This window comes from Duganella callida, from assembly GCF_004614165.1.
Lineage (GTDB): Bacteria > Pseudomonadota > Gammaproteobacteria > Burkholderiales > Burkholderiaceae_D > Rugamonas > Rugamonas callida.
This window is the reverse complement of sequence record NZ_SPVG01000134.1, coordinates 21,191-40,404: the sequence shown is the minus strand read 5'-3', so window position 1 is coordinate 40,404 and position 19,214 is coordinate 21,191. Positions and strand designations below refer to the sequence as shown.

13 protein-coding genes are annotated in these 19,214 nt (G+C 64.7%); 8 read left to right on the top strand and 5 right to left on the bottom strand.

Annotated elements, in window-relative coordinates; all coding sequences use genetic code 11:
* From E4L98_RS13300 to E4L98_RS13290, 3 genes are all read right to left on the bottom strand, one after another.
* Positions 1 to 3,014, bottom strand: a 3,014-nt coding sequence (locus E4L98_RS13300) for an MHYT domain-containing protein (protein WP_229257385.1), incomplete at its 3' end; no start/stop codon positions are given.
* A 177-nt stretch (positions 3,015 to 3,191) separates the two neighbouring features.
* The gene (locus tag E4L98_RS13295) at positions 3,192 to 4,151 is read right to left on the bottom strand and encodes an alpha/beta fold hydrolase (protein WP_135202034.1); all 960 of its coding nucleotides are present in this window, start codon (positions 4,149 to 4,151) and stop codon (positions 3,192 to 3,194) included.
* An 18-nt stretch (positions 4,152 to 4,169) separates the two neighbouring features.
* The gene (locus E4L98_RS13290; protein ID WP_135202033.1) at positions 4,170 to 4,865 is read right to left on the bottom strand and encodes a dienelactone hydrolase family protein; all 696 of its coding nucleotides are present in this window, start codon (positions 4,863 to 4,865) and stop codon (positions 4,170 to 4,172) included.
* A 229-nt stretch (positions 4,866 to 5,094) separates the two neighbouring features.
* Between E4L98_RS13290 and E4L98_RS13285 the strand changes: the two genes are divergently transcribed.
* From E4L98_RS13285 to E4L98_RS13275, 3 genes are read left to right on the top strand one after another with little or no spacing between them, the layout of a single operon-like run.
* A complete protein-coding gene (locus E4L98_RS13285; protein WP_135202032.1) occupies positions 5,095 to 6,321 on the top strand; it encodes an efflux RND transporter periplasmic adaptor subunit in 1,227 nt (408 codons plus the stop codon).
* Complete coding sequence (locus E4L98_RS13280) at positions 6,318 to 7,061, top strand: ABC transporter ATP-binding protein (RefSeq protein WP_135202031.1); 744 nt, start codon at positions 6,318 to 6,320, stop codon at positions 7,059 to 7,061. The genes E4L98_RS13285 and E4L98_RS13280 overlap by 4 nt, the downstream gene beginning before the upstream one ends.
* A 5-nt stretch (positions 7,062 to 7,066) precedes the next feature.
* Positions 7,067 to 8,290 (top strand): ABC transporter permease, encoded by a 1,224-nt coding sequence (locus tag E4L98_RS13275; protein WP_229257384.1) that lies wholly within the window; start codon positions 7,067 to 7,069, stop codon positions 8,288 to 8,290.
* Here E4L98_RS13275 and E4L98_RS13270 read toward each other — a convergent pair whose 3' ends face one another.
* Entirely contained in the window at positions 8,291 to 8,761 is a 471-nt protein-coding gene (locus E4L98_RS13270; RefSeq protein ID WP_135202030.1) for a hypothetical protein, read from the bottom strand.
* Positions 8,762 to 8,920: 159 nt separating this feature from the next.
* Between E4L98_RS13270 and E4L98_RS13265 the strand changes: the two genes are divergently transcribed.
* The 5 genes from E4L98_RS13265 (at position 8,921) to E4L98_RS13245 (ending at position 18,247) form a co-directional block, all read left to right on the top strand.
* Positions 8,921 to 10,267, top strand: coding sequence for a BNR repeat-containing protein (locus E4L98_RS13265; protein ID WP_135202029.1), 1,347 nt, complete (start codon positions 8,921 to 8,923; stop codon positions 10,265 to 10,267).
* Entirely contained in the window at positions 10,264 to 11,805 is a 1,542-nt protein-coding gene (locus E4L98_RS13260) for a S10 family peptidase (protein ID WP_135202028.1), read from the top strand. The genes E4L98_RS13265 and E4L98_RS13260 overlap by 4 nt, the downstream gene beginning before the upstream one ends.
* Before the next feature lie 273 nt (positions 11,806 to 12,078).
* Positions 12,079 to 15,153, top strand: coding sequence for a TonB-dependent receptor (locus E4L98_RS13255; RefSeq protein WP_135202027.1), 3,075 nt, complete (start codon positions 12,079 to 12,081; stop codon positions 15,151 to 15,153).
* A gap of 74 nt (positions 15,154 to 15,227) precedes the next feature.
* Positions 15,228 to 16,871 carry a GH35 family beta-galactosidase gene (locus tag E4L98_RS13250; protein WP_135202026.1) on the top strand — a complete coding sequence of 548 codons (1,644 nt, stop codon included), beginning with the start codon at positions 15,228 to 15,230 and terminating at the stop codon, positions 16,869 to 16,871.
* Between the two features lie 14 nt (positions 16,872 to 16,885).
* The gene (locus E4L98_RS13245; RefSeq protein WP_135202025.1) at positions 16,886 to 18,247 is read left to right on the top strand and encodes an enolase C-terminal domain-like protein; all 1,362 of its coding nucleotides are present in this window, start codon (positions 16,886 to 16,888) and stop codon (positions 18,245 to 18,247) included.
* Here E4L98_RS13245 and E4L98_RS13240 read toward each other — a convergent pair.
* Positions 18,239 to 19,147, bottom strand: a complete 909-nt coding sequence (locus tag E4L98_RS13240) for a LysR family transcriptional regulator (protein ID WP_135202024.1) — start codon at positions 19,145 to 19,147, stop codon at positions 18,239 to 18,241. The genes E4L98_RS13245 and E4L98_RS13240 overlap by 9 nt on opposite strands.
* Positions 19,148 to 19,214: the final 67 nt, after the last annotated feature.

Here is a 19,214-nt window from a genome sequence, read left to right as displayed (position 1 = left end):
GCGCCGCGCGGCGGCGCCAGCGCATGGATCGCGCTCAGCGCCGCATCCAGCTGCGCCGCCAGGGTGCGCTGCGCCTGCGCCAGCTCGGTCTTCAGGCGGAGGTCGTCGCCGTCCTCGCCGTCGCGCTGCGGCGAACCGCACAGTTTTTCCAGCTGCGCCAGCGTGGCGCTCAGCTGTTCCAGGCCGATGTTGGCGGCCACGCCGCGCACCTTGTGGCACCAGGCCTGCGCTTCGGCCAGGCGCACCTCGGAGATGACCGACAGCAGCTTGACCAGGGTGGCGGCGACGCTGCTGTAATCGGCCACGAAGCGGTGCAGCGCCTGGTGATAGGCGCTTTCCTGCTCGCCCCAGCGCTGCAGACCGGCCTTCTGATTCAGCACGCGCAGGCGCGGCGCCTCGGACGGCGGCGGCGCCGACGCCAGCGGCGGCAGCTTCATGACCCGGGCGATTTCGTGCGACAGCGTGTGCCAGTCGACCGGCTTGGAGGCGAAGCCGCCCATGCCGGCCGCCGCCGCCGCCTCGCGGTGCGCCGCCAGCACGCTGGCCGTCATCGCCACGATCGGCAGCGTCGGCGTGCCGCTTTCCCGCTCGCGCGCGCGGATCGCGCGGGTGGCGGCCAGGCCGTCCATGTGCGGCATCTGCATGTCCATCAGCACCACGTCGTAGCGCTGCTCGGCCGTCATGCGCACCGCCTGCTCGCCGTTGTGGGCGATGTCCAGCGTGTGGCCGCGTTTGGCCAGCAGCAGCGACAGCAGCTCCAGGTTCTGCGGCACGTCGTCGGCCGCCAGGATGTGCAGCGCCGGCAGCGGATAGTCGGCCACCTCGCTGCTCTGCATCTGGCCGTTGCGGGCCGGTTCCAGTGGCAGCACCACGTGGAAGGTGGTGCCCACGCCCGGCGTGCTCTCGGCCCAGATGCGGCCGCCCATCAGCGCCACCAGCTGGCGGCTGATGGTGGTGCCCAGGCCGGTGCCGCCGAAGCGCCGCGTCATCGAGGCGTCGGCCTGGGTGAACGGATCGAAGATGGCCTCGATACGCTCCGGCGCGATGCCGATGCCGGTGTCCTGCACGCGGATGTGCAGCTGGCCGTTTTCGATGCAGGCGTACAGGCGCACCTTGCCGGCCGTGGTGAACTTGATGGCGTTGTCCAGCAGGTTGCCGAGGATCTGGCGCATGCGCAGCTCGTCGCCGTGCAGCCAGGCCGGCAGGTCGGGATCGTAGACGATGTCGATGCCCAGCCCCTTGTTGCGGGCGTTGGTGCCGAAGGTGGAGGCCAGTTCGTCGATCAGGTTGAGCAGGCTGTAGTCGTCCAGCTCCAGCTCCACCGCGCCCTTGTCCAGCTTGGCCGTGTCGAGGATCTCGTTCAGCAGCCGCAGCAGCGAGCGGCCTTCCTTGCGCACGGTGTCGAGGTGGCGCCGCTGCTCGGTATTCAGCTCGGTGTCCAGCAGCACGTCGGTGAAGCCGAGGATGGCGTTCATCGGCGTGCGGATTTCATGGCTCATGTTGGCGACGAAGCTGGCGCGCGCGGCGGCCGCCTTCTCGGCCGTTTCCTTGGCCTTGCGCAGTTCCTGTTCCATTTCGCGCCGCTCGGTGATGTCGAGAATCACGCCGTCGATCCAGCGTATCGCCGGCTGGCTTTCATCCTGCGTCACCGCGCCGTGTTCCCACACGAAGCGGCGGCTGCCGTCGGCGTGCAGCAGGCAGTATTCGATCTGGTAGGCCGACAGCTGCTCGATGGCGGTCGAGACTTCGGCCGCCACCCGTGCGCGGTCCTCCTCGCACACCAGCGAGGACAGGGTGCGGGTGCGGTTGATGCCGACGAAATCGCCGGCCGGATAGCCGGCCAGGCGCTCGGTGCCGTCGCTGACGAACACCGGCGGCGCGTCGAACGCCATGCTGCTGCGGAACGAGATGCCGGGGATGTTGCCGATCAGCGAGCGCAATTGCTGTTCGCTGTCGCGCAGCGCCTGCATGATGGCGCGGCGCTCGGTGATGTCGGTAATGAACAGCACATACAGGTTGCGTTTGCCCAGCCGTGCGTGGCCCAGCGCGCGGCGGATCGGCACCTCACTGCCGTCCTTGCGCAGGGCGATGATCTCGCTGCTGCGCCCTTCCAGCGCGCCGCTGCCGGTGTAGAGGTAGGCCAGCAGGCCGTCCTGTTCCGAACCTTCGACGTCGCTCATCAGCAGGCGGATGTTACGCCCCAGGATTTCATCGCGGCGCCAGCCGAAGATGCGCTCGGCCGAGGCGTTGAATTCGTGGATGAAGCCTTCGCGATCGACCGTGATCACGCCGTCGACGGTGGTGGTCAGCAGGGCGCGCATCCACGATTCGCTTTCCGACAGCTGCTTGTACATCTCGCGGTAACGCAGCATGCCGTTGGCGGCCAGCGCGAACACCGTGACCACCACCGTGATCAGGGCGATGGCCAGCGCCAGGAAGGTGGTGTGCTGTTCCGGCTTGGCGTCCGGCGGCAAGGCGCCGACGAAGCGCGCGGCGGCCATGCCGGTATAGTGCATGCCGGCGATGGCGCAGCCCATGACGGTGGCGCTGATGCCGCCCACCACGCCGCGCGGCAGGCGCCGCACCGCGCCGAGGCCATAGCGTATCCACAGCGCCAGCGTGGCCAGCACCACGGCCACCACGATGGACAGGCCGAACATCAGCGGGTCGTAGCGCAGATCGAGCGCGGTACGCATGGCGGCCATGCCGGTGTAGTGCATGGCGCCGATGCCGGCGCCCACCAGCACGCCGCCGCACAGCAGCGAGACGGCGCTGACGCTGCGCATGCTGATGATGAACAGCGCCACCCAGGACGCGGCCAGGCTGGGGATGATCGACAGCAGGGTGATGCCGTGATCGTAATCGGTATCGATGCACAGGTCGAAGGCCAGCATGCCGATGAAGTGCATGGCCCACACGCCGCAGCCGAGCGCCAGGCTGCCGGTGGCGAGCATGGCGGCGCGCAGGCCGCGCGTGCCGGCTGAGCGTGTCTGCGACGCAACTTGCAAACCCATCCATGATGAGAATATGGCAACGAGAATCGAGAGGAAAACCAGCGGCGGGGAGTAAATGCCGTAGTGAAGCAGGGAAGAATCGCTTGGCGACGTGAAAAGTTCCATCATGGTACGCCAACCATAGCATAGAAAAAACCGCCCGCAGGCGGTTTTTTTTTGAGCGATATCAGGAAGTCTTTACGCCTTGGCAAAGGCCAGGAAGTCGGCGTGGAACTTGTCCTTGTGGGTTTCGGTCAGGCCGTGCGGCGCGCCCGGGTAGACGATCAGTTTCGATCCTTTGACAATCTTGGCCGAGGCGATGCCGGCGGCCTTGATCGGCACGATCTGGTCGTCGTCGCCGTGGATCACCAGGGTCGGCTTGTCGAACTTTTTCAGGTCGTCGCGGAAGTCGGTTTCCGAGAACGCCTTGATCGAATCATAGGTGTTCTTGAAGCCGCCCTGCATGCCCTGCGCGTACCAGGCCTGGATCACGCCCTGCGACGGCTTGGCGCCGGGACGGTTGTAGTTGTAGAACGGGCCGGAGGCGATGTCCAGATACAGCTGGCCGCGGTCCTTGACCTGGCCGGCGCGGATACCGTCGAACACCTCGAGCGGCAGGCCGTCCGGGTTGGTGTCGGTCTTCAGCATCAGCGGCGGCACGGCCGAGATCAGGCCCAGTTTGGCGATGCGCTTGGTGCCGTGGCGGCCGACGTAGCGCGCCACCTCGCCGCCGCCGGTCGAGAAGCCGGCCAGGATGATGTTCTTCAGGTCCAGTGCCTCGATCAGCTGTGCCAGGTCGTCGGCGTAGTGGTCCATGTCGTTGCCGTCCCAGGGCTGGCTGGAACGGCCGTGGCCGCGGCGGTCGTGGGTGATCACGCGGAAGCCGTTATTGGCCAGGAAGAAGGCGGCCGACTCCCAGCTGTCCGAGCTCAGCGGCCAGCCGTGGCTCAGGATCACCGGCTGACCGGTGCGCGGACCCCAGTCCTTGTAATAGATATCGACGCCGTCACGGGTGGTGATGCTGCTGGCGGTCTTGCTGATTTTACCGGTGGTGGCGGCGACGGCTTCGCTGCTGACGGCGGCCAGCGCGGTGGCCGCGGCGGCGACTGCGCTGCCGACCATGGCGTTGCGGCGGGATGGGTTGATTTGTTCGGACATGGTGGTTCTCCCTGGTGGTTACAGATGTTGTTCAAAGAAAGCGTCGGTGCGCGCGTTGGCCAGCGTGGCGGCGGCGGCATCGTAGTGGTTGCCGTTGGGCCGCGCGAAGGCGTGGTTGCAGCCGGCATAGCTGTACAGCGTGATGTTCGGATTGGCCGCGAACGCGGCGCGGATGGTGGCCTGCGCGTCCTTGCCGATGTATTCATCCTCTTCGGCCAGGTGGTAGAGCAAAGGCTGGCGGACGTTGACCGCTTCGGCCGCGTACTTCTCGGTGGCGCCGCCGTAGTAGGCGACGAAGGCGTCGGCGTCGCCGCGTGCCGCGCTCAGGTAGGTCAGCACGCCGCCCAGGCAGTAGCCGGTGACGCCGACCTTGCCGCTGGCGCCGCGCACGGTGCGGGCGGCATTCACGGTGGCGGCGATGTCGCTCACGCCGACGTCGAAGCTGTAGGCGCTGTACAGCGCGAAGCCGCGCGCCCAGTCGCCCGGTTTGGCCTCCGACATATCGAGGCCGGGTTCGGCGCGCCAGAACAGGTCCGGCGCCACGGCGATGTAGCCTTTGCTGGCGTAATCGTCGGCGATGCCGCGGATGCCGGCGTTGACGCCGAAGATCTCCTGCAGCACAACGATCACCGGCGCCGGCCGCTCGCCGGCAGGCCGCGCGACATAGCAGTTGAAACTGCCGTCGGCGACCGTGACTGTGAGAGTTTCGCTCATGGTGTTCTCCGTGTGGTGGAGTTGCCATGGTAGGCAGGAAGGCACCGCTTGAGAACGGACATTCCTGCAAACCCGCTTTGCAAAAATGCATATCTCCGCGATCAAGGTATGACATGGCTCCCCAAAAGAGTTAGCGGAGCAGGTATGTTGCTTTTAAGGCAAATGTGGCCGATACTTGTCCGGCTGATCCGCATGTTGCCGGATCTCACACCGGGACACCTTGAAAACAATGGCTTTTCTGACGAGAAAGAAGATCGCGCTGGCCGTCGGCCTGCTGGTGGTGGTGGGCGGCGCGGCCGCCTTCTATTCCAAAAGCAAGACCCCTGTGGCGGAAGCGCCACGTTTCCGCACCGCGGCGGTCGATACCGGCAATATCGTGCAGACGGTGACGGCCACCGGCACCATCAATCCGGTGGCGCTGATCAATATCGGTTCGCAGGTGTCGGGCACGGTGAGCGAGCTGAAAGCCGATTTCAACGACCACGTGAGCAAGGGCCAGGTGCTGCTGAAACTGGATCCGACCATCTTCAACGCGCAGATTCGTCAGGCCGACGCGCAGCTGGCGTCGGCGCGCGCGTCGCTGCGGCTGGCGCAGGCCACGCACCAGCGCAATCAAAGCCTGCTGGCGCAGAACTTCATCTCGCCGTTGGCGCTGGACCAGTCCAGGCGCGAGGTCGATGTGGCGCAGGCCAATATCCAGCTGGCGCAGGCGCAGCTGGCGCGCGCCCAGGCTGACCTGGACAACAGCGTGATCCGCTCGCCGATCGACGGCGTGGTGATCAAGCGCAGTGTGGACCTGGGGCAGACGGTGGCGGCGTCGTTCACCACGCCGCAGCTGTTCCAGATCGCGCGCGACCTGACCAAGATGCAGATCGATACCAGCGTGTCGGAAGCGGATGTCGGCTCGCTGAAGGAAGGGCAGGAAGCGCGCTTCGTGGTCGATGCCTATCCGGACAAGGAATTTAACGCGCGCATGCGCCAGTTCCGTCTGGCCGCCAACGTGGTGCAGAACGTGGTGACCTACAACGTGGTGCTCGACGTCGACAATCAGGACGAGCTGCTCAAGCCGGGCATGACGGCGCAGGTGCGTCTGCTGGTCGGCAACCGCCAGAACGTGCTGCGCGTGCCGACTGCCGCGCTGCGCTTCCGCCTCAGCGACGAGGAAATCGAGAAACAGAAGAAGCAGGCCGCCGCTTCTGCTTCCGCATCGGCCTCCGCGACCGCCGCGGCGGCGGCCGAGCCGGCGCAGGAGGACGACGGCTCTTTCCGCAGCAAGACCGAGCTGGCGCGCACCTTCCGCATCTACACGCTGGACGCGCACAACCAGCCCAAGCCGCAGGACATCAAGATCGGCCTGTCCAACTTCCGCTTCACCGAGGTGGTGGGCGGGCAGCTGAAAAAGGGCGACCAGGTGATCACGCGCGCCATCGTCGGCGACAAGGCGGGTGGGCCGTGAGCGGCAACGAACTGCTGATCGATATCCGCCAGGTCACCAAGAGCTATTTTTCGGGCAGTATCGAGACCAAGGTATTGCACGGCATCGACCTGGCCGTGCCGCGCGGCGATTTCCTTGCCGTGATGGGGCAGTCCGGCTCCGGCAAGTCGACGCTGATGAATATCTTCGGCTGCCTGGACCAGGCCACCGGGGGCAGCTATCACCTGGACGGCGTCGACACGCTCAAACTGTCGCGTAGCCAGCTGGCCACCATCCGCAACCGCACCATCGGCTTCGTGTTCCAGAGCTTTAACCTGATCAAGCGCATGAGCGTGGCGGAGAATGTGGCGCTGCCGCTGATCTATGCCGGCGTGTCGCGTTCGAAGGCGCACGCCAAGGCGTTGGTGGAGCTGGAGCGCGTGGGCCTGAAGGAGATGGCCAGGCGCACGCCGAACCAGTTGTCCGGCGGTCAGCAGCAGCGGGTGGCGATCGCCCGCGCGCTGGTCGGCGATCCGCCGCTGATCCTGGCCGACGAGCCGACCGGCAACCTCGACACCCAGACCAGCGTCGAGATCATGCGCTCGTTCCAGCAGCTGAACCAGGAGCGCGGCATCACCATCCTGCTGGTGACGCACGAGCCGGATATCGCCGCCCATGCCAGACGGCTGATGCGCCTGAAGGATGGCCGCGTGCTGTACGACGGCCCCGCCGCCGAGGGCCTCCGCCAGCTGGCGCTCAGCCATGAACAGATAACGGTATAAACGATATGAACCTTTTTCAGATCGTGGTGGAAGCGTTCCGCTCGATGATGGCGAACCGCCTCCGCACGCTGCTGACCATGCTGGGCATCATCATCGGCATCACCTCGGTGGTGCTGTTGCTGGCGGTGGGCGACAGCATGAAGCGCTTCATCTCCAGGGAACTGGAGCAGCTGGGCACCAACATGCTGTTCATCTCCCCCGGCGGCGACCGCGTGCGGCAGCAGCGCCTGCGCAACGGCGCGCAGCCGGTGCTGACCATCCAGGATGCGGCGGCGCTGAACGAGTTGCCGTCGTTGTCGGGCGCGGCGCCGGTGCTGCAGGGCAGCTTCAATCTGGCGGTGGGCAACGAGAACGCCGCCAAGACGGTGCACGGCGTGACCCCGGCCATGTTCAAGATCCGCGGCTGGAAGATCGAGCAGGGCGGCATCTTCGGCGAGGCCGACGTGCGTGCCAGCGCGCGCATGGTGGTGATCGGCCACAAGATCGCCGACCAGTTCTTCTACAAGCAGGACCCGCTGGGCAAATATATCCGCATCGAGAACACCGCGTTCCAGGTGGTGGGCGTGTTGTACGGGGAAGGCAAGCAGGTGGATGGCGGCGACTTGAGCGAATACGTGATCGTGCCGATCACGGCGGCGGCGGCTTCGCTGGTCAAGATGCCGTTCCCGAACAGCGTGCACTACGTGGTGGCGCAGGGCAAATCCGGCGGCAACCTGCTGGATGCGATCGAGGACATCAACGATACGCTGCGCGACCGCCACCATATCAAGCTCGATGAGCCGGACGACTTCCGCATCGATAACCTGGCCTCGTTCGCCGAGACGGCGCAGAAGATCAGCGCCGGCATCGCCGCGCTGCTGGGATTGATCGGCGCGATTTCGCTGGTGGTGGGCGGCATCGGCATCATGAACATCATGCTGGTGTCGGTGACCGAGCGCACGCGCGAAATCGGCATCCGCATGGCGATCGGCGCCAAGCCGCGCGACGTGCTGCTGCAGTTCCTGACCGAGGCGGTGGTGATCTGCCTGGTGGGCGGCATCTTCGGCATCGTGCTGGCCAGCGGCGCGGCGGCGGCAATCACCGCCAGCGGCAAGTTCGACGTGACGATCACGCTGCGGGCGGTGATCGTGGCTTGCGGTTTCGCCAGCCTGGTGGGCGTGTTCTTCGGCTTTTATCCGGCGCGGCGCGCTTCGAAGCTGCTGCCGGTGGACTGCCTGCGCTACGAATGATCAATAGTCGAACTTCTTGCTGCGCGCTTCGGTATTCTTGAAGAAGGACGGCGTGATGGTCAGGGCGTCGCGATCCTTGCGCAGCTGTTCGCGGCGCTCGCGGTTTTCGCGGGCGCGCTCTTCGCGGCGGGCGTTTTGCTCGTCGATGCGCTGCTGCGTTTTCAAGCCCTGTTTGCTGTTTTGCAGCAGGCTGATTTTTTGCAGCATGGCGGCGGACCACAGCAGGAAGATCAGCAGCAGCGACAGCAGATAACTGGCCTGCCACAGGCCGTAATTCTGGCTGATGAAGGGGAACAGCGGCGCGGCCTGTTCCAGGAATCCCTGCCCGGCCACGCCCAGTCCGGCCGCGAACGCGCCGAGGGCGAAGGTGCGGGCGATCATCCAGCGGCAGGCGCTGATGCGCTGCGCCCAGAAGGCCTGCGGATCGTCCGATTGATCCAGGTAGCGGGAATGGTCGTGTTGCGTGGTCATAGCGACAATGGTTTAGGGCGCTCTCAATGCGGCGGGAATTATCTCATATTTTGCCTTGAGGAAATTAATGTTGTATTGATCTGCGCTATGCTTTTTGCGTATGCAAGATGGTGCAAAATGTATTGGTTGCGATGGAGGCGCTTGCGTAGCATGGGCGACATGATCAAACGGATAATCTTTACGACCCTGGCGCTGACGGCTGGCGCGCTCGCTGCTGCCGCTGCTGCGCCGGTGCGCTCCATCGTCGGCGACGGCTGGGCGAACAATTCGGTCAACGCGGTGGTGTTCCGCAAGAATTCGCTGGTCAGTCACGGCGACTCGCAATATGTGGCCTATTACGATGCGCAGCGCTACCTGGTGCTGGGCAAGCGCAAACTGGGCAGCACGCAATGGACCGTGCGGCGCACGCCATGGCAGGGCAACGCTGCCGACGCCCACAACACCATCAGCATCATGGTCGACGGCGCCGGTTATCTGCATGTCGCCTGGGACCATCACAACAACCCGCTGCGTTACGCGCGCGGCGTGGCGCCGGGATCGCTGGAGCTGGGGCCGAAATTATCCATGACCGGCAAGGACGAGGAAGAGCTGTCTTACCCCGAGTTCTACCGTCTGTCCAACGGCAATCTGCTGTTCTTTTATCGCCTGGGCGGATCGGGACGCGGCGACCTGGTGATCAACCGGTATGACGTGGCCACGCGGCGCTGGACGCGGCTGCACACCAACCTGATCGCAGGCGAGGGCAAACGCAACGCCTACTGGCAAGCCTTTCTCGACGACCGCGGCACGCTGCATTTGTCCTGGGTGTGGCGCGAGTCACCGGACGTGGCCAGCAACCATGACATGGCGTACGCCCGCTCGCGCGACGGCGGCCAGACCTGGGAGCGGTCCGACGGCACATCGTACACGCTGCCGATCGACGCCGCCAGCGCCGAATATGCGCTGCGCATCCCGCAGCACAGCGAATTGATCAACCAGACCTCGATGGCTGCCGATCGTGAAGGCCGGCCCTACATCGCCAGCTACTGGCGCGACGCCGGTTCGGTGGTGCCGCAGTACCACGTCATCTTCCGCGGCGACGCCGGCTGGCAGGTGCGCGCGCTGGACTTCCGCAAGACGCCGTTTTCGCTGAGCGGGCAGGGCACCAAACGCATTCCGATCGCGCGGCCGCAGATCATGGTGAATGACGCCGGCGCGCTGCTGGTGTTCCGCGACGAGGAGCGTGGCAGCAAGGTATCGGTGGCGCGCAGCGCCGACATCATGCGCGGCCAGTGGCAAATCGACGACCTGACCACGGCCTCGGTAGGGGAGTGGGAACCGAGCTACGACACGGAATTGTGGCGCCGCAGCGGCATCCTCAGCCTGTTCGTGCAGAACGTGCGGCAGGTCGACGGCGAAGGTCAGGCCGCGCTGCCGCCGCAACCGGTGACCGTGCTGGACTGGACGCCACCACCGCCGCAGACTTACATTACTATAGGTTCTTTCCAATCCAGAAAGATGCCATGAAATCCAAGCTTGCCCCGCTGGTCCTGATGCTGCTGGCCACCAGCCTTGCCGCAACCGCCCAGGACGCCGACAAGAACGCGCCCGCCCTCAGCAAGGAACGCGCCGCCGAACTGCAGGCCCACGAGCGTCTGCTCAAGGCCGACTCGCAGGTGACCAAAACCGGTCAGGTCACGATCAGGGGCAAGCAGGTGCCGTACAAGGTGACCGCAGGCACGCAGCCGGTATGGGACAAGGACGGCAAGGTGTCGGCGTCGCTGTTCTATACCTATTACCAGCGCACCGACGTCGCCGACAAGGGCAAGCGCCCGCTGGTGCTGTCTTTTAACGGCGGTCCCGGTTCGGCCTCGGTGTGGATGCACATTGCCTACACCGGCCCCAAGGTGCTGAATCTGGATGCGGAAGGCTATCCGATCCAGCCCTACGGCGTGAAGGACAATCCGCATTCGATACTGGATGTGGCGGATATCGTGTACATCGATCCGGTCAACACCGGCTTTTCGCGCATCCTCGACGGCAAGGCCGACCGCGCGCGCTTCTTCGGCGTGAACGCGGATATCCAGTATCTGGCCGAGTGGGTCAGTGCCTTCGTCTCGCGCGAAGGCCGCTGGACCTCGCCCAAATACCTGATCGGCGAAAGCTACGGCACTTCGCGCGTGGCCGGCCTGGCGCTGGAGCTGCAGAACGCGCAGTGGATGTATCTGAACGGGGTGGTGCTGGTGTCGCCGACGGAGCTGGGCCTGAAACGCGACGGCGTGGTGGACGATGCGCTGAAGCTGCCGTACTTCGCCGCCACCGCCTGGTATCAGAAGGCGCTGCCGGCCGATCTGCAATCGCGCGATCTGAAGGATGTGCTGCCGGAGGTGGAAGCCTTCACCACCGATGAATTCCTGCCGGCGCTGGCCAAGGGCGGTTTCCTCGATCCGCAGAAGAAGGCGCAGATCGCCGCCAAGGTGGCGCGTTATTCGGGCCTGTCGCAGGACTACGTGGTGCAGAACAACCTGGCGGTGCAACCGCAGCAGTTCTGGAAGGAGCTGCTGCGCAAGCAGGGCAAGACCGTGGGCCGGCTGGATTCGCGCTATCTCGGCATCGATCGCAGCGACGGCGGCGACAAGGTCGATTACAACGCCGAGCTGACCTCGTGGCTGCATTCGTTCACGCCGGCGATCAACCAGTATCTGCGCGTGGACCTGGGCTACAAGACTGACATCAAGTACAACCTGTTCGGCGACGTGCATCCGTGGGACTTCAAGAACGAGAAGACCGGCGAGAACCTGCGCCTGGCGATGGCGGCCAATCCCTACCTGAAGGTGATGATACAGTCCGGCTACTACGACGGCGCCTGCACCTATTTCGACGCCAAGTACACCATGTGGCAGCTGGACCCGAGCGGCAAGATGAAGGACCGTCTGCGCTTTGAAGGCTACCGCAGCGGCCACATGATGTATCTGCGCTCGGAAGACCTGGCCACCGCCAACGACGACCTGCGCGACTTCATCCGCGCCGCCACCCCGGCGCCGAACGCGCCCGCCAAGTACTGATCCCCCGTCATTCCCGCTTTGCGCGGGAATGACTACGCGTCGCAATCTCGCCACACCCTCATTTTTTGCCTGCGCTGTCCGCTCCCCCTATGAGCGGTCGGGCGTCGCCATTTCTTCTCGGCACCAAATGGTAGCGCATAACATTTCTAGCATGATTTTTGTTGACAATAACTTTTCGAAACTCTTACACTCAAATGATCGCGCAACCATTTTGTCAAAGTGATGTGCGACTTATAACAAGAACCACGGTGATTTACCGAAGGAGACCTTAAAATGTTAGTAAAGCAGCAGAAGGGTCGGCGCGCGCGCCGGCAAGTAGTGCTCGGCCTGACCGCCATGGCAAGTTTGATTGCGCAATCATACGCTCAGGAAGCGCCCGCTTCCGCAGCGCCGGCCGCCCAGCCCGATCCCGGCATGACCGTGGTGCAGGTGAACGGTTACCGCAATTCCCTGTTATCCTCGGCCAAGGACAAGAAGGAAGCCGTCGGCTTCCAGGACTCGATCAACGCCGAAGACTTCGGCAAGTTCCCCGACAAGAACATCGCTGAATCGCTGAGCCGCATCCCCGGCGTCGGCGTCTCACGCGACGTGACCGGTGAAGGCTCCACCATCCAGATCCGCGGCCTGGGTTCCAGCTTCACCAAGATCCTGCTGAATGGCGCGCCGATCGCGGTCGCCTCGTCCGGCCCGATCGACGGCGCCAACACCAACCGCGAGGTCGACCTCGACCTGCTGCCGACCGACCTGTTCACCAAGCTGACCGTCAGCAAGAGCCCGACCGCCGAGATGATCGAAGGCGGCGCCGCCGGCGTGGTCAACCTGCGCAGCGCGCGTCCGTTCGACAAGGAAGGCCGCTACATCGCCGCCAGCATCACCGGCACCAAGCAGCAGATCGCCGACAAGGCCGGCGGCCGCGGCTCGTTCATGGCCAGCCAGACCTTCGGCAACTGGGGCATCCTGGGCGGGATCGCCCTGTCGCGCCAGCAAATCCACACCACCGGCTGGGAAACCGTCGGCTACACCAACGCCAACCTGTCGGCCGCGCAGAATCCGGCCGCCACCCGCAACAATACCGGCGGCGGCAACTGGACCATCCCCGCCACCGTGCCGGCCGGCGCCGGCAATGGCCTGGTCACCGGTCAGGTCATCGACCAGGCCTGGCTGCTGGCCCACAATCCGGGCCTGACCATTCAGCAGATCGACAACGCCATCGTGCCGCGCCTGGGCCGCACCATGGACTACTTCGGCACCAAGGACAAGGGCTCGGCGATCTTCAGTGCCGAATACCGGCCGTCCGAAACCCTGCACTTCTACCTGGACACCATGTACAGCAAGCGCGATGACAAGATGACGCGCATGGACTATGACTGGTCGGTCCGCAACGGCGGCATGATCCCGCTGAACATGACCGTCGACAAGAGCGATTGCAGCGACGGTTGCACGGTCACCGGCGGCACCTTCGCCAACACCCAGAACTTCTTCGAGCATGGCTACCGTCACGATCAGGTCAGCCTGCTGGGCCTGAACCCCGGCATGGAATGGAAGATCACGCCGACCCTGAAACTGGATGCGCAGGTCAACTACACCCGCTCCAACTTCACCCACGAGGCGCCGACTGTCTACGTGATCACGCCGCCAAACAGCGGCAACACCGTCACCTATTCGAACACCGGCGGCATTCCGTCGGTGGTGGCCAGCACCGACCTGACCAACCCGGCCAGCTACGTCTGGAACACCGGTCGCGTCAACATTCAGAACGAGTTCCGCAAGACCGAGACCAAGGGCTTCCACAGCGATCTGACCTGGGGCGACGAGAAGTTCAACATCAAGGGCGGTATCGCCTATGACGACATCGACCGCCGCATCAGCGCCAGCGACAACTCGGCGGCATGGCAGGCTGCGGTCTGCGGCAACAATCCGAGCGTGTTCCTGGCCGGCCCGAACGGCGCGCCGAACTGCGACGGCGCCTCGACGCCGGGCGCCAGCGCCGCCGCGCTGTATCCGGGCTACGGCACCGGCTACACCGCCGGCGCCACCGCGCCGCTGACCTATGGCGGCTCGCTGATTCCGCAAACCGCGCTGGCCAGCTACATCATCCCTGGCCCCTACGGCAAGCCGATCATCGACTGGGGCCGTTTCGCCAAGGATTCCAACTACCAGTACTACTACAACAATGCGCCGGCCACCGGTGCGTCGTCGACCGGCGCCAGCTCGGGCTTCATCGGGGAGAAGACCACCGGTCTGTACTTCGAAGCGAACGGCAAGAACGAGCTGTATGGCTTCCCGTTCCGCTACAACGCCGGCGTGCGTTACGTGCGTACCCGCCAGTCGGTCGGTTCGCTCAACTCGGTCAGCGATCCGCGCAACGCCAGCCTGACCCAGAACGGCAGCAAGTACCCGAACATCGACCAGTGGGTGTACCAGGACACCACCTACAATAACACCCTGCCTTCGGGCACGCTGGCGGTCAACCTGCGCAGCGACGTCATCGCCCGCGCCGCCATCTCGCGCAGCATGACCCGCGCCGATCCGAACGCGCTGCGTCCTGGCGTGAACTTCTCGTCGGTGTCGGCGGACGTCGGCTCGGTCGGCAACCCGGCCCTGAAACCCTACCTGTCGGATAACATCGACCTGGGCCTGGACTGGTACACCGGCCGCGAAGGCTACGTCAGCCTGACGGTATTCCAGAAGAACGTCGATGGCTTCACCATCAACGAAAACATCACGGCGCCATTCAGCTCGCTGGCCGCTTACGGCATCAACTACGGCACGCTGACCCCGAACCAGCAGACCGCGATCAACTCGCGTGGCGGTCCGGACGTCGCCACCGTGGTGCTGACCCGCGCCCGCAACGCCGACGGTGAACTGCGTATCCGTGGTCTGGAACTGGGCTGGGTCCAGCCGCTGGACAAGATCCTGCCGATCCGCGGCTTCGGCATCAACGAGACGGCAACCTTCATCACCCAGCGTGCCAGCGGCGAAGGCTCGAACGGCTTCGTGGCGCTGGGCGTGCCTAACCGTACCAACAACTTCTCGGTCTACTACGAGAATCACGGCTACATGGCGCGTCTGTCGCACACCTTCTCGAAGGGCAGCCAGACCGCCAGCGCAAACCAGAACGGCATCACCAACGCGGCGCTGTTCTCGGATAACTACAAGCAGCTGGACTTCTCATCGAGTATCGATCTGGCGGAAGTGTTCGACAAGGACAACTGGCCGACCCTCAGCTTTGACATCGTCAATCTGAACAACGACTCGCGTCGCGGCTATTTCCAGTTCGGTAACGCCAACTTCTCGCAATACTCGCCAGGCCGCACCTATTCGCTCGGTCTGCGCGCCAAGTTCTGATCGTCTGGCCCGTCTCCAGTAATGGGGCCTTTTCACACCGCCCCATCACGGGGCGGTTTTTTTTAGGGAGAGCCATGAGTGCAACCAAACGCCGCGTGAGCGCGGCCGCCTGCGCCATCGCTTTGGCGGCCGTCGGCCTGGGCGCCGCGCAAGCGGCAACGCCGCCGTACCTGCGCAAGCAGGGTAGCGCGACGCAATTGATCGTCGACGATCAACCTTTCCTGCTGTTGGGCGGCGAGCTGCATAATTCGTCCGCTTCCAGTCTCGATTATCTGGAATCGCTGTGGCCCGCGCTGGCCGCGGCGGAAGTGAACACCGTATTGGCGCCGGTCGAGTGGGACCAGATCGAACCGGTGGAAGGCCGTTTCGATTTCACGGTGCTGGACGGTATGCTGAAGCAGGCGCGCGCGCACAACACCAGGCTGGTGCTGCTGTGGTTCGGCGCCTGGAAGAATTCCATGTCGACCTACGCGCCGGCGTGGGTGAAGAAAGACACCCAGCGCTTCCCGCGCGCTCGGACGCGCGCCGGCGTGCCGCAGGAAATCCTGACACCGTTCGCGCCGGCCACGCTGGCCGCCGACAGCGCCGCCTTCCGCGCGCTGCTGTCGCACCTGAAGCAGGCCGACACCCGGCACACGGTGCTGATGGTGCAGGTCGAAAACGAGATCGGCATGCTGCCGGAAGTGCGCGACTACAGCGCCGCCGCCAACGCCGCCTGGCGTGCGCCGGTGCCTGCCGCGCTGACGTCGTATCTGGCCGCACACAAGGCCACGCTGCAGCCGGGCGTGCGCGCCGCCTGGGAAGCGCAAGGATCACGCACCGGCGGCAGCTGGGCCGAGGTGTTCGGCGACACCATCGAAACGGAAGAGATATTCCAGGCGTGGCACTACGCCGCGTTTGTCGAGTCGCTGACCGCGGCCGGCAAGGCCGCTTATCCGCTGCCGATGTATGTGAACGTGGCGCTGAACCGGCCCGGCAAGCGTCCGGGCGAATATCCGAGCGCCGGCCCGCTGCCGCATCTGTTCGATATCTGGAAGCCCGGTGCACCGTCGGTCGACGTGATCGCCATCGACACCTACTTCCCCAACTTCATGCATTGGGCCAGGCAGTTCAAGCGGCCCGACAACCCGCTGTTTGTTCCCGAAGGGGATCAGGCCGACCGTGCCGATGCCGGCGCCGACGCCTTCTATGCCATCGGCGAGCATGACGCCTTCGGCTTCTCGCCGTTCGCCATCGATGACGTCAAGGACGGCAAATACTCGCTGCCGCAGGCCTACCGCGTGCTCAAGCAGCTCAGCCCAGTGATCAACCAGCACCAGGGCAACGGCCGCATGCACGGCTTCAAGGCACCGATGTCGTACGAAGGTGTGGTCGACACCGCGCCACAGATGGTGAACATGGGCGGCTACACGCTCAAGGTCAGCTTCAACGCGCCGTGGGAAAAGCTGGAGCCATCCGAGGTGCGCAACCGCGGCGGTCTGGTGATACAGACCGGCGACGATGAATTTATCGTGGCGGGAAAGGGACTAACCATCAACTTTACCGGCGCCGACGGCGCGCAGGTCGGCATCGAAAAGGCGGTCGAAGGCAGCTACCAGAACGGCCGCTGGCGCGAAGGGCGCTGGATGAACGGCGATGAAACCCACCAGGGCCGGCATATCGGCCTGCGTGCCGATGCCTACACCATACAGCGGGTCAAACTGTACCGCTATCGCTAACATCAGGATCAAACATGAATCAGAAGACACACAACGGCAGCCCGGTCGTGACCGAGATGCAGGTCATCCCGGTGGCAGGCTACGACAGCATGCTGCTCAATCTGTGCGGTGCGCATGCGCCTTTCTTCACGCGCAACCTGGTGCTGCTGAAGGATAGTTCGGGCCATACCGGCATCGGCGAAGTGCCGGGCGGCGCCGGCATCCTGGCGGCGCTCGAGCGTGCCATTCCGCTGGTGGTGGGCACGCAGATCGGCCGCTACAACCGCACCCTGAACAGCATCCGCGCGGCGATCGGCGGCCATCACCAGGTGACGTCCGCCGCCGAGGCCGAGGTGTTGAAGCAGCCGCACGAAATCAACCTGCGTCTCGATAACGTGGTGACCGCGGTGGAAGCGCCGCTGCTCGATCTTCTGGGACAGCATCTGGGGGTTCCGGTGTGCGAACTGCTGGGGGCTGGGCAGCAGCGCGACAGCGTGCCGATGCTGGCCTATCTGTTCTACATCGGCGACCGCCAGCGCACCGATCTGGGTTACCTGAGCGGCGACGGCGCCAGCGGCTGGTATGCGCGCCGCAATCAGGAAGCAATGACGCCGGCCGCCATCGTCGAACTGGCGGAAGCCACGGTGGACAAATACGGCTTCAAGGACTTCAAGCTGAAGGGCGGCGTGATGCCGGGCGCGGTGGAGATGGAGGCCATCGCCGCGATCAAGAAGCGCTATCCGGAATCGCGCGTGACGCTGGACCCGAACGGCGCCTGGTCGCTGCGCGAGGCGATCGAATTATGCCGCGGTCAGGGACACATCCTGGCCTACGCGGAAGACCCGTGTGGTCCGGAGAACGGCTATTCGGGCCGTGAGATCATGGCGGAATTCCGCCGCGCCACCGGCATCCCGACCGCCACCAACATGGTTGCCACCGACTGGCGCCAGATGGCGCACTCGCACCTGTTGGGCGCAGTCGATATTCCGCTGGCCGATCCGCACTTCTGGACCATGCAGGGTTCCGTGCGTCTGGCGCAGCTGTGCGAGCAATGGGGACTGACCTGGGGCTCGCACTCGAACAACCACTTCGACGTTTCGCTGGCCATGTTCACGCACGCCGCCGCCGCCGCGCCGGGCAAGATCACCGCCATCGACACGCACTGGATCTGGCAGGAAGGCCAGGAGCGCCTGACGCGCGAGCCGCTGCAGATCGTCGGCGGCGAGGTGCAGGTGCCGCAGGCGCCGGGACTGGGCATCGAACCGGATATGGACCGCATCAGCGCGGCCCACGAGTTGTACAAGAAAGTCGCCACCACCGCGCGCGACGACGCCATCGCCATGCGCTACCTGGTGCCCGGCTGGACCTACTCGCCCAAGCGCCCGAGCCTAGGCTGAGTTGAGACGCTGGGGCAGTGTCTCCACCAGCCAGTCGATGAAGACCCGCAGCCGGTGCGTGAGGTGGCGGTTATGCGGGTAGACCACGTGGAAGGGGTAGGGCGCCGGCCGCCACTTTTTCAGGATTTCCACCAGCGTGCCATCCTTGAGCGCCGGGCTGGCGGCGTAGCGGAAGGTCTGGATGATGCCCAGCCCCGCCAGTCCCGCCGCCAGGTGGGCATTGCTCTCGTTGACGCCGACGCGATGCTCGGTCTTGATCTCGGTCTTCTCGCCATCGCACAGGAAGCGGAACGGCATCGCCCTGCCGTTCAGCGACACCACATAGCTCACCAGTTTGTGACCGTTCTTCAGCTCCTCCGGATAAGCGGGCACGCCGTATTGTTTGAGGTAGGCCGGCGTGGCGCAGGTTACCATCTCGGCCAGGCCGATCTGGCGGCCGATCAGCGATGAGTTGTCCAGCGCACCGCCGCGTATCACGCAATCGATGTTATCGCTGATCAGGTCCGCCGAACGGTCGGACACGCCCAGATCGATCCGGATGTCGGGATAGCGCGCCATGAAGTCGGGCAGCAGCGGGATGAGCACGTCGCTGGCGGTCGAGCTGCCGATGTCGATGCGCAGATGGCCGCGCGGTTTGCTGCGGGCGATGTTGAACGACGTGTCGATGTCTTCCAGATCGCGCAGAATCAGGCCGGTCTTCTCGTAATAGTGCTGGCCTTCCGGCGTCACCGTCACGCGGCGCGTGGTCCGCTGCAGCAGGCGCACGCCCAGATGCGCTTCCAGCTCCTGCACCATCTTGCTCAGCGTCGCATTGGGCATATCCAGCGAATCCGCCGCCTTGGTAAAACTGCCTGCCTCCACCACCCGGGCAAAGGCCCGTATCGCCATCAGCTGATTCATCCTGATTATCCATGTACGTAGATAGTGATTTTAATTTTACACACTTTTTTAATAAAGACCAGAGGCG

Bases quoted from the DNA above. Each gene is read 5' to 3' on its own strand.
- E4L98_RS13295 (WP_135202034.1), bottom strand. From the start codon at position 4,151: ATGTCCGAACAAATCAACCCATCCCGCCGCAACGCCATGGTCGGCAGC.
- E4L98_RS13290 (WP_135202033.1), bottom strand. From the start codon at position 4,865: ATGAGCGAAACTCTCACAGTCACGGTCGCCGACGGCAGTTTCAACTGC.
- E4L98_RS13285 (WP_135202032.1), top strand. From the start codon at position 5,095: ATGGCTTTTCTGACGAGAAAGAAGATCGCGCTGGCCGTCGGCCTGCTG.
- E4L98_RS13275 (WP_229257384.1), top strand. From the start codon at position 7,067: ATGAACCTTTTTCAGATCGTGGTGGAAGCGTTCCGCTCGATGATGGCG.
- E4L98_RS13270 (WP_135202030.1), bottom strand. From the start codon at position 8,761: ATGACCACGCAACACGACCATTCCCGCTACCTGGATCAATCGGACGAT.
- E4L98_RS13265 (WP_135202029.1), top strand. From the start codon at position 8,921: ATGATCAAACGGATAATCTTTACGACCCTGGCGCTGACGGCTGGCGCG.
- E4L98_RS13260 (WP_135202028.1), top strand. From the start codon at position 10,264: ATGAAATCCAAGCTTGCCCCGCTGGTCCTGATGCTGCTGGCCACCAGC.
- E4L98_RS13255 (WP_135202027.1), top strand. From the start codon at position 12,079: ATGTTAGTAAAGCAGCAGAAGGGTCGGCGCGCGCGCCGGCAAGTAGTG.
- E4L98_RS13250 (WP_135202026.1), top strand. From the start codon at position 15,228: ATGAGTGCAACCAAACGCCGCGTGAGCGCGGCCGCCTGCGCCATCGCT.
- E4L98_RS13245 (WP_135202025.1), top strand. From the start codon at position 16,886: ATGAATCAGAAGACACACAACGGCAGCCCGGTCGTGACCGAGATGCAG.
- E4L98_RS13240 (WP_135202024.1), bottom strand. From the start codon at position 19,147: ATGAATCAGCTGATGGCGATACGGGCCTTTGCCCGGGTGGTGGAGGCA.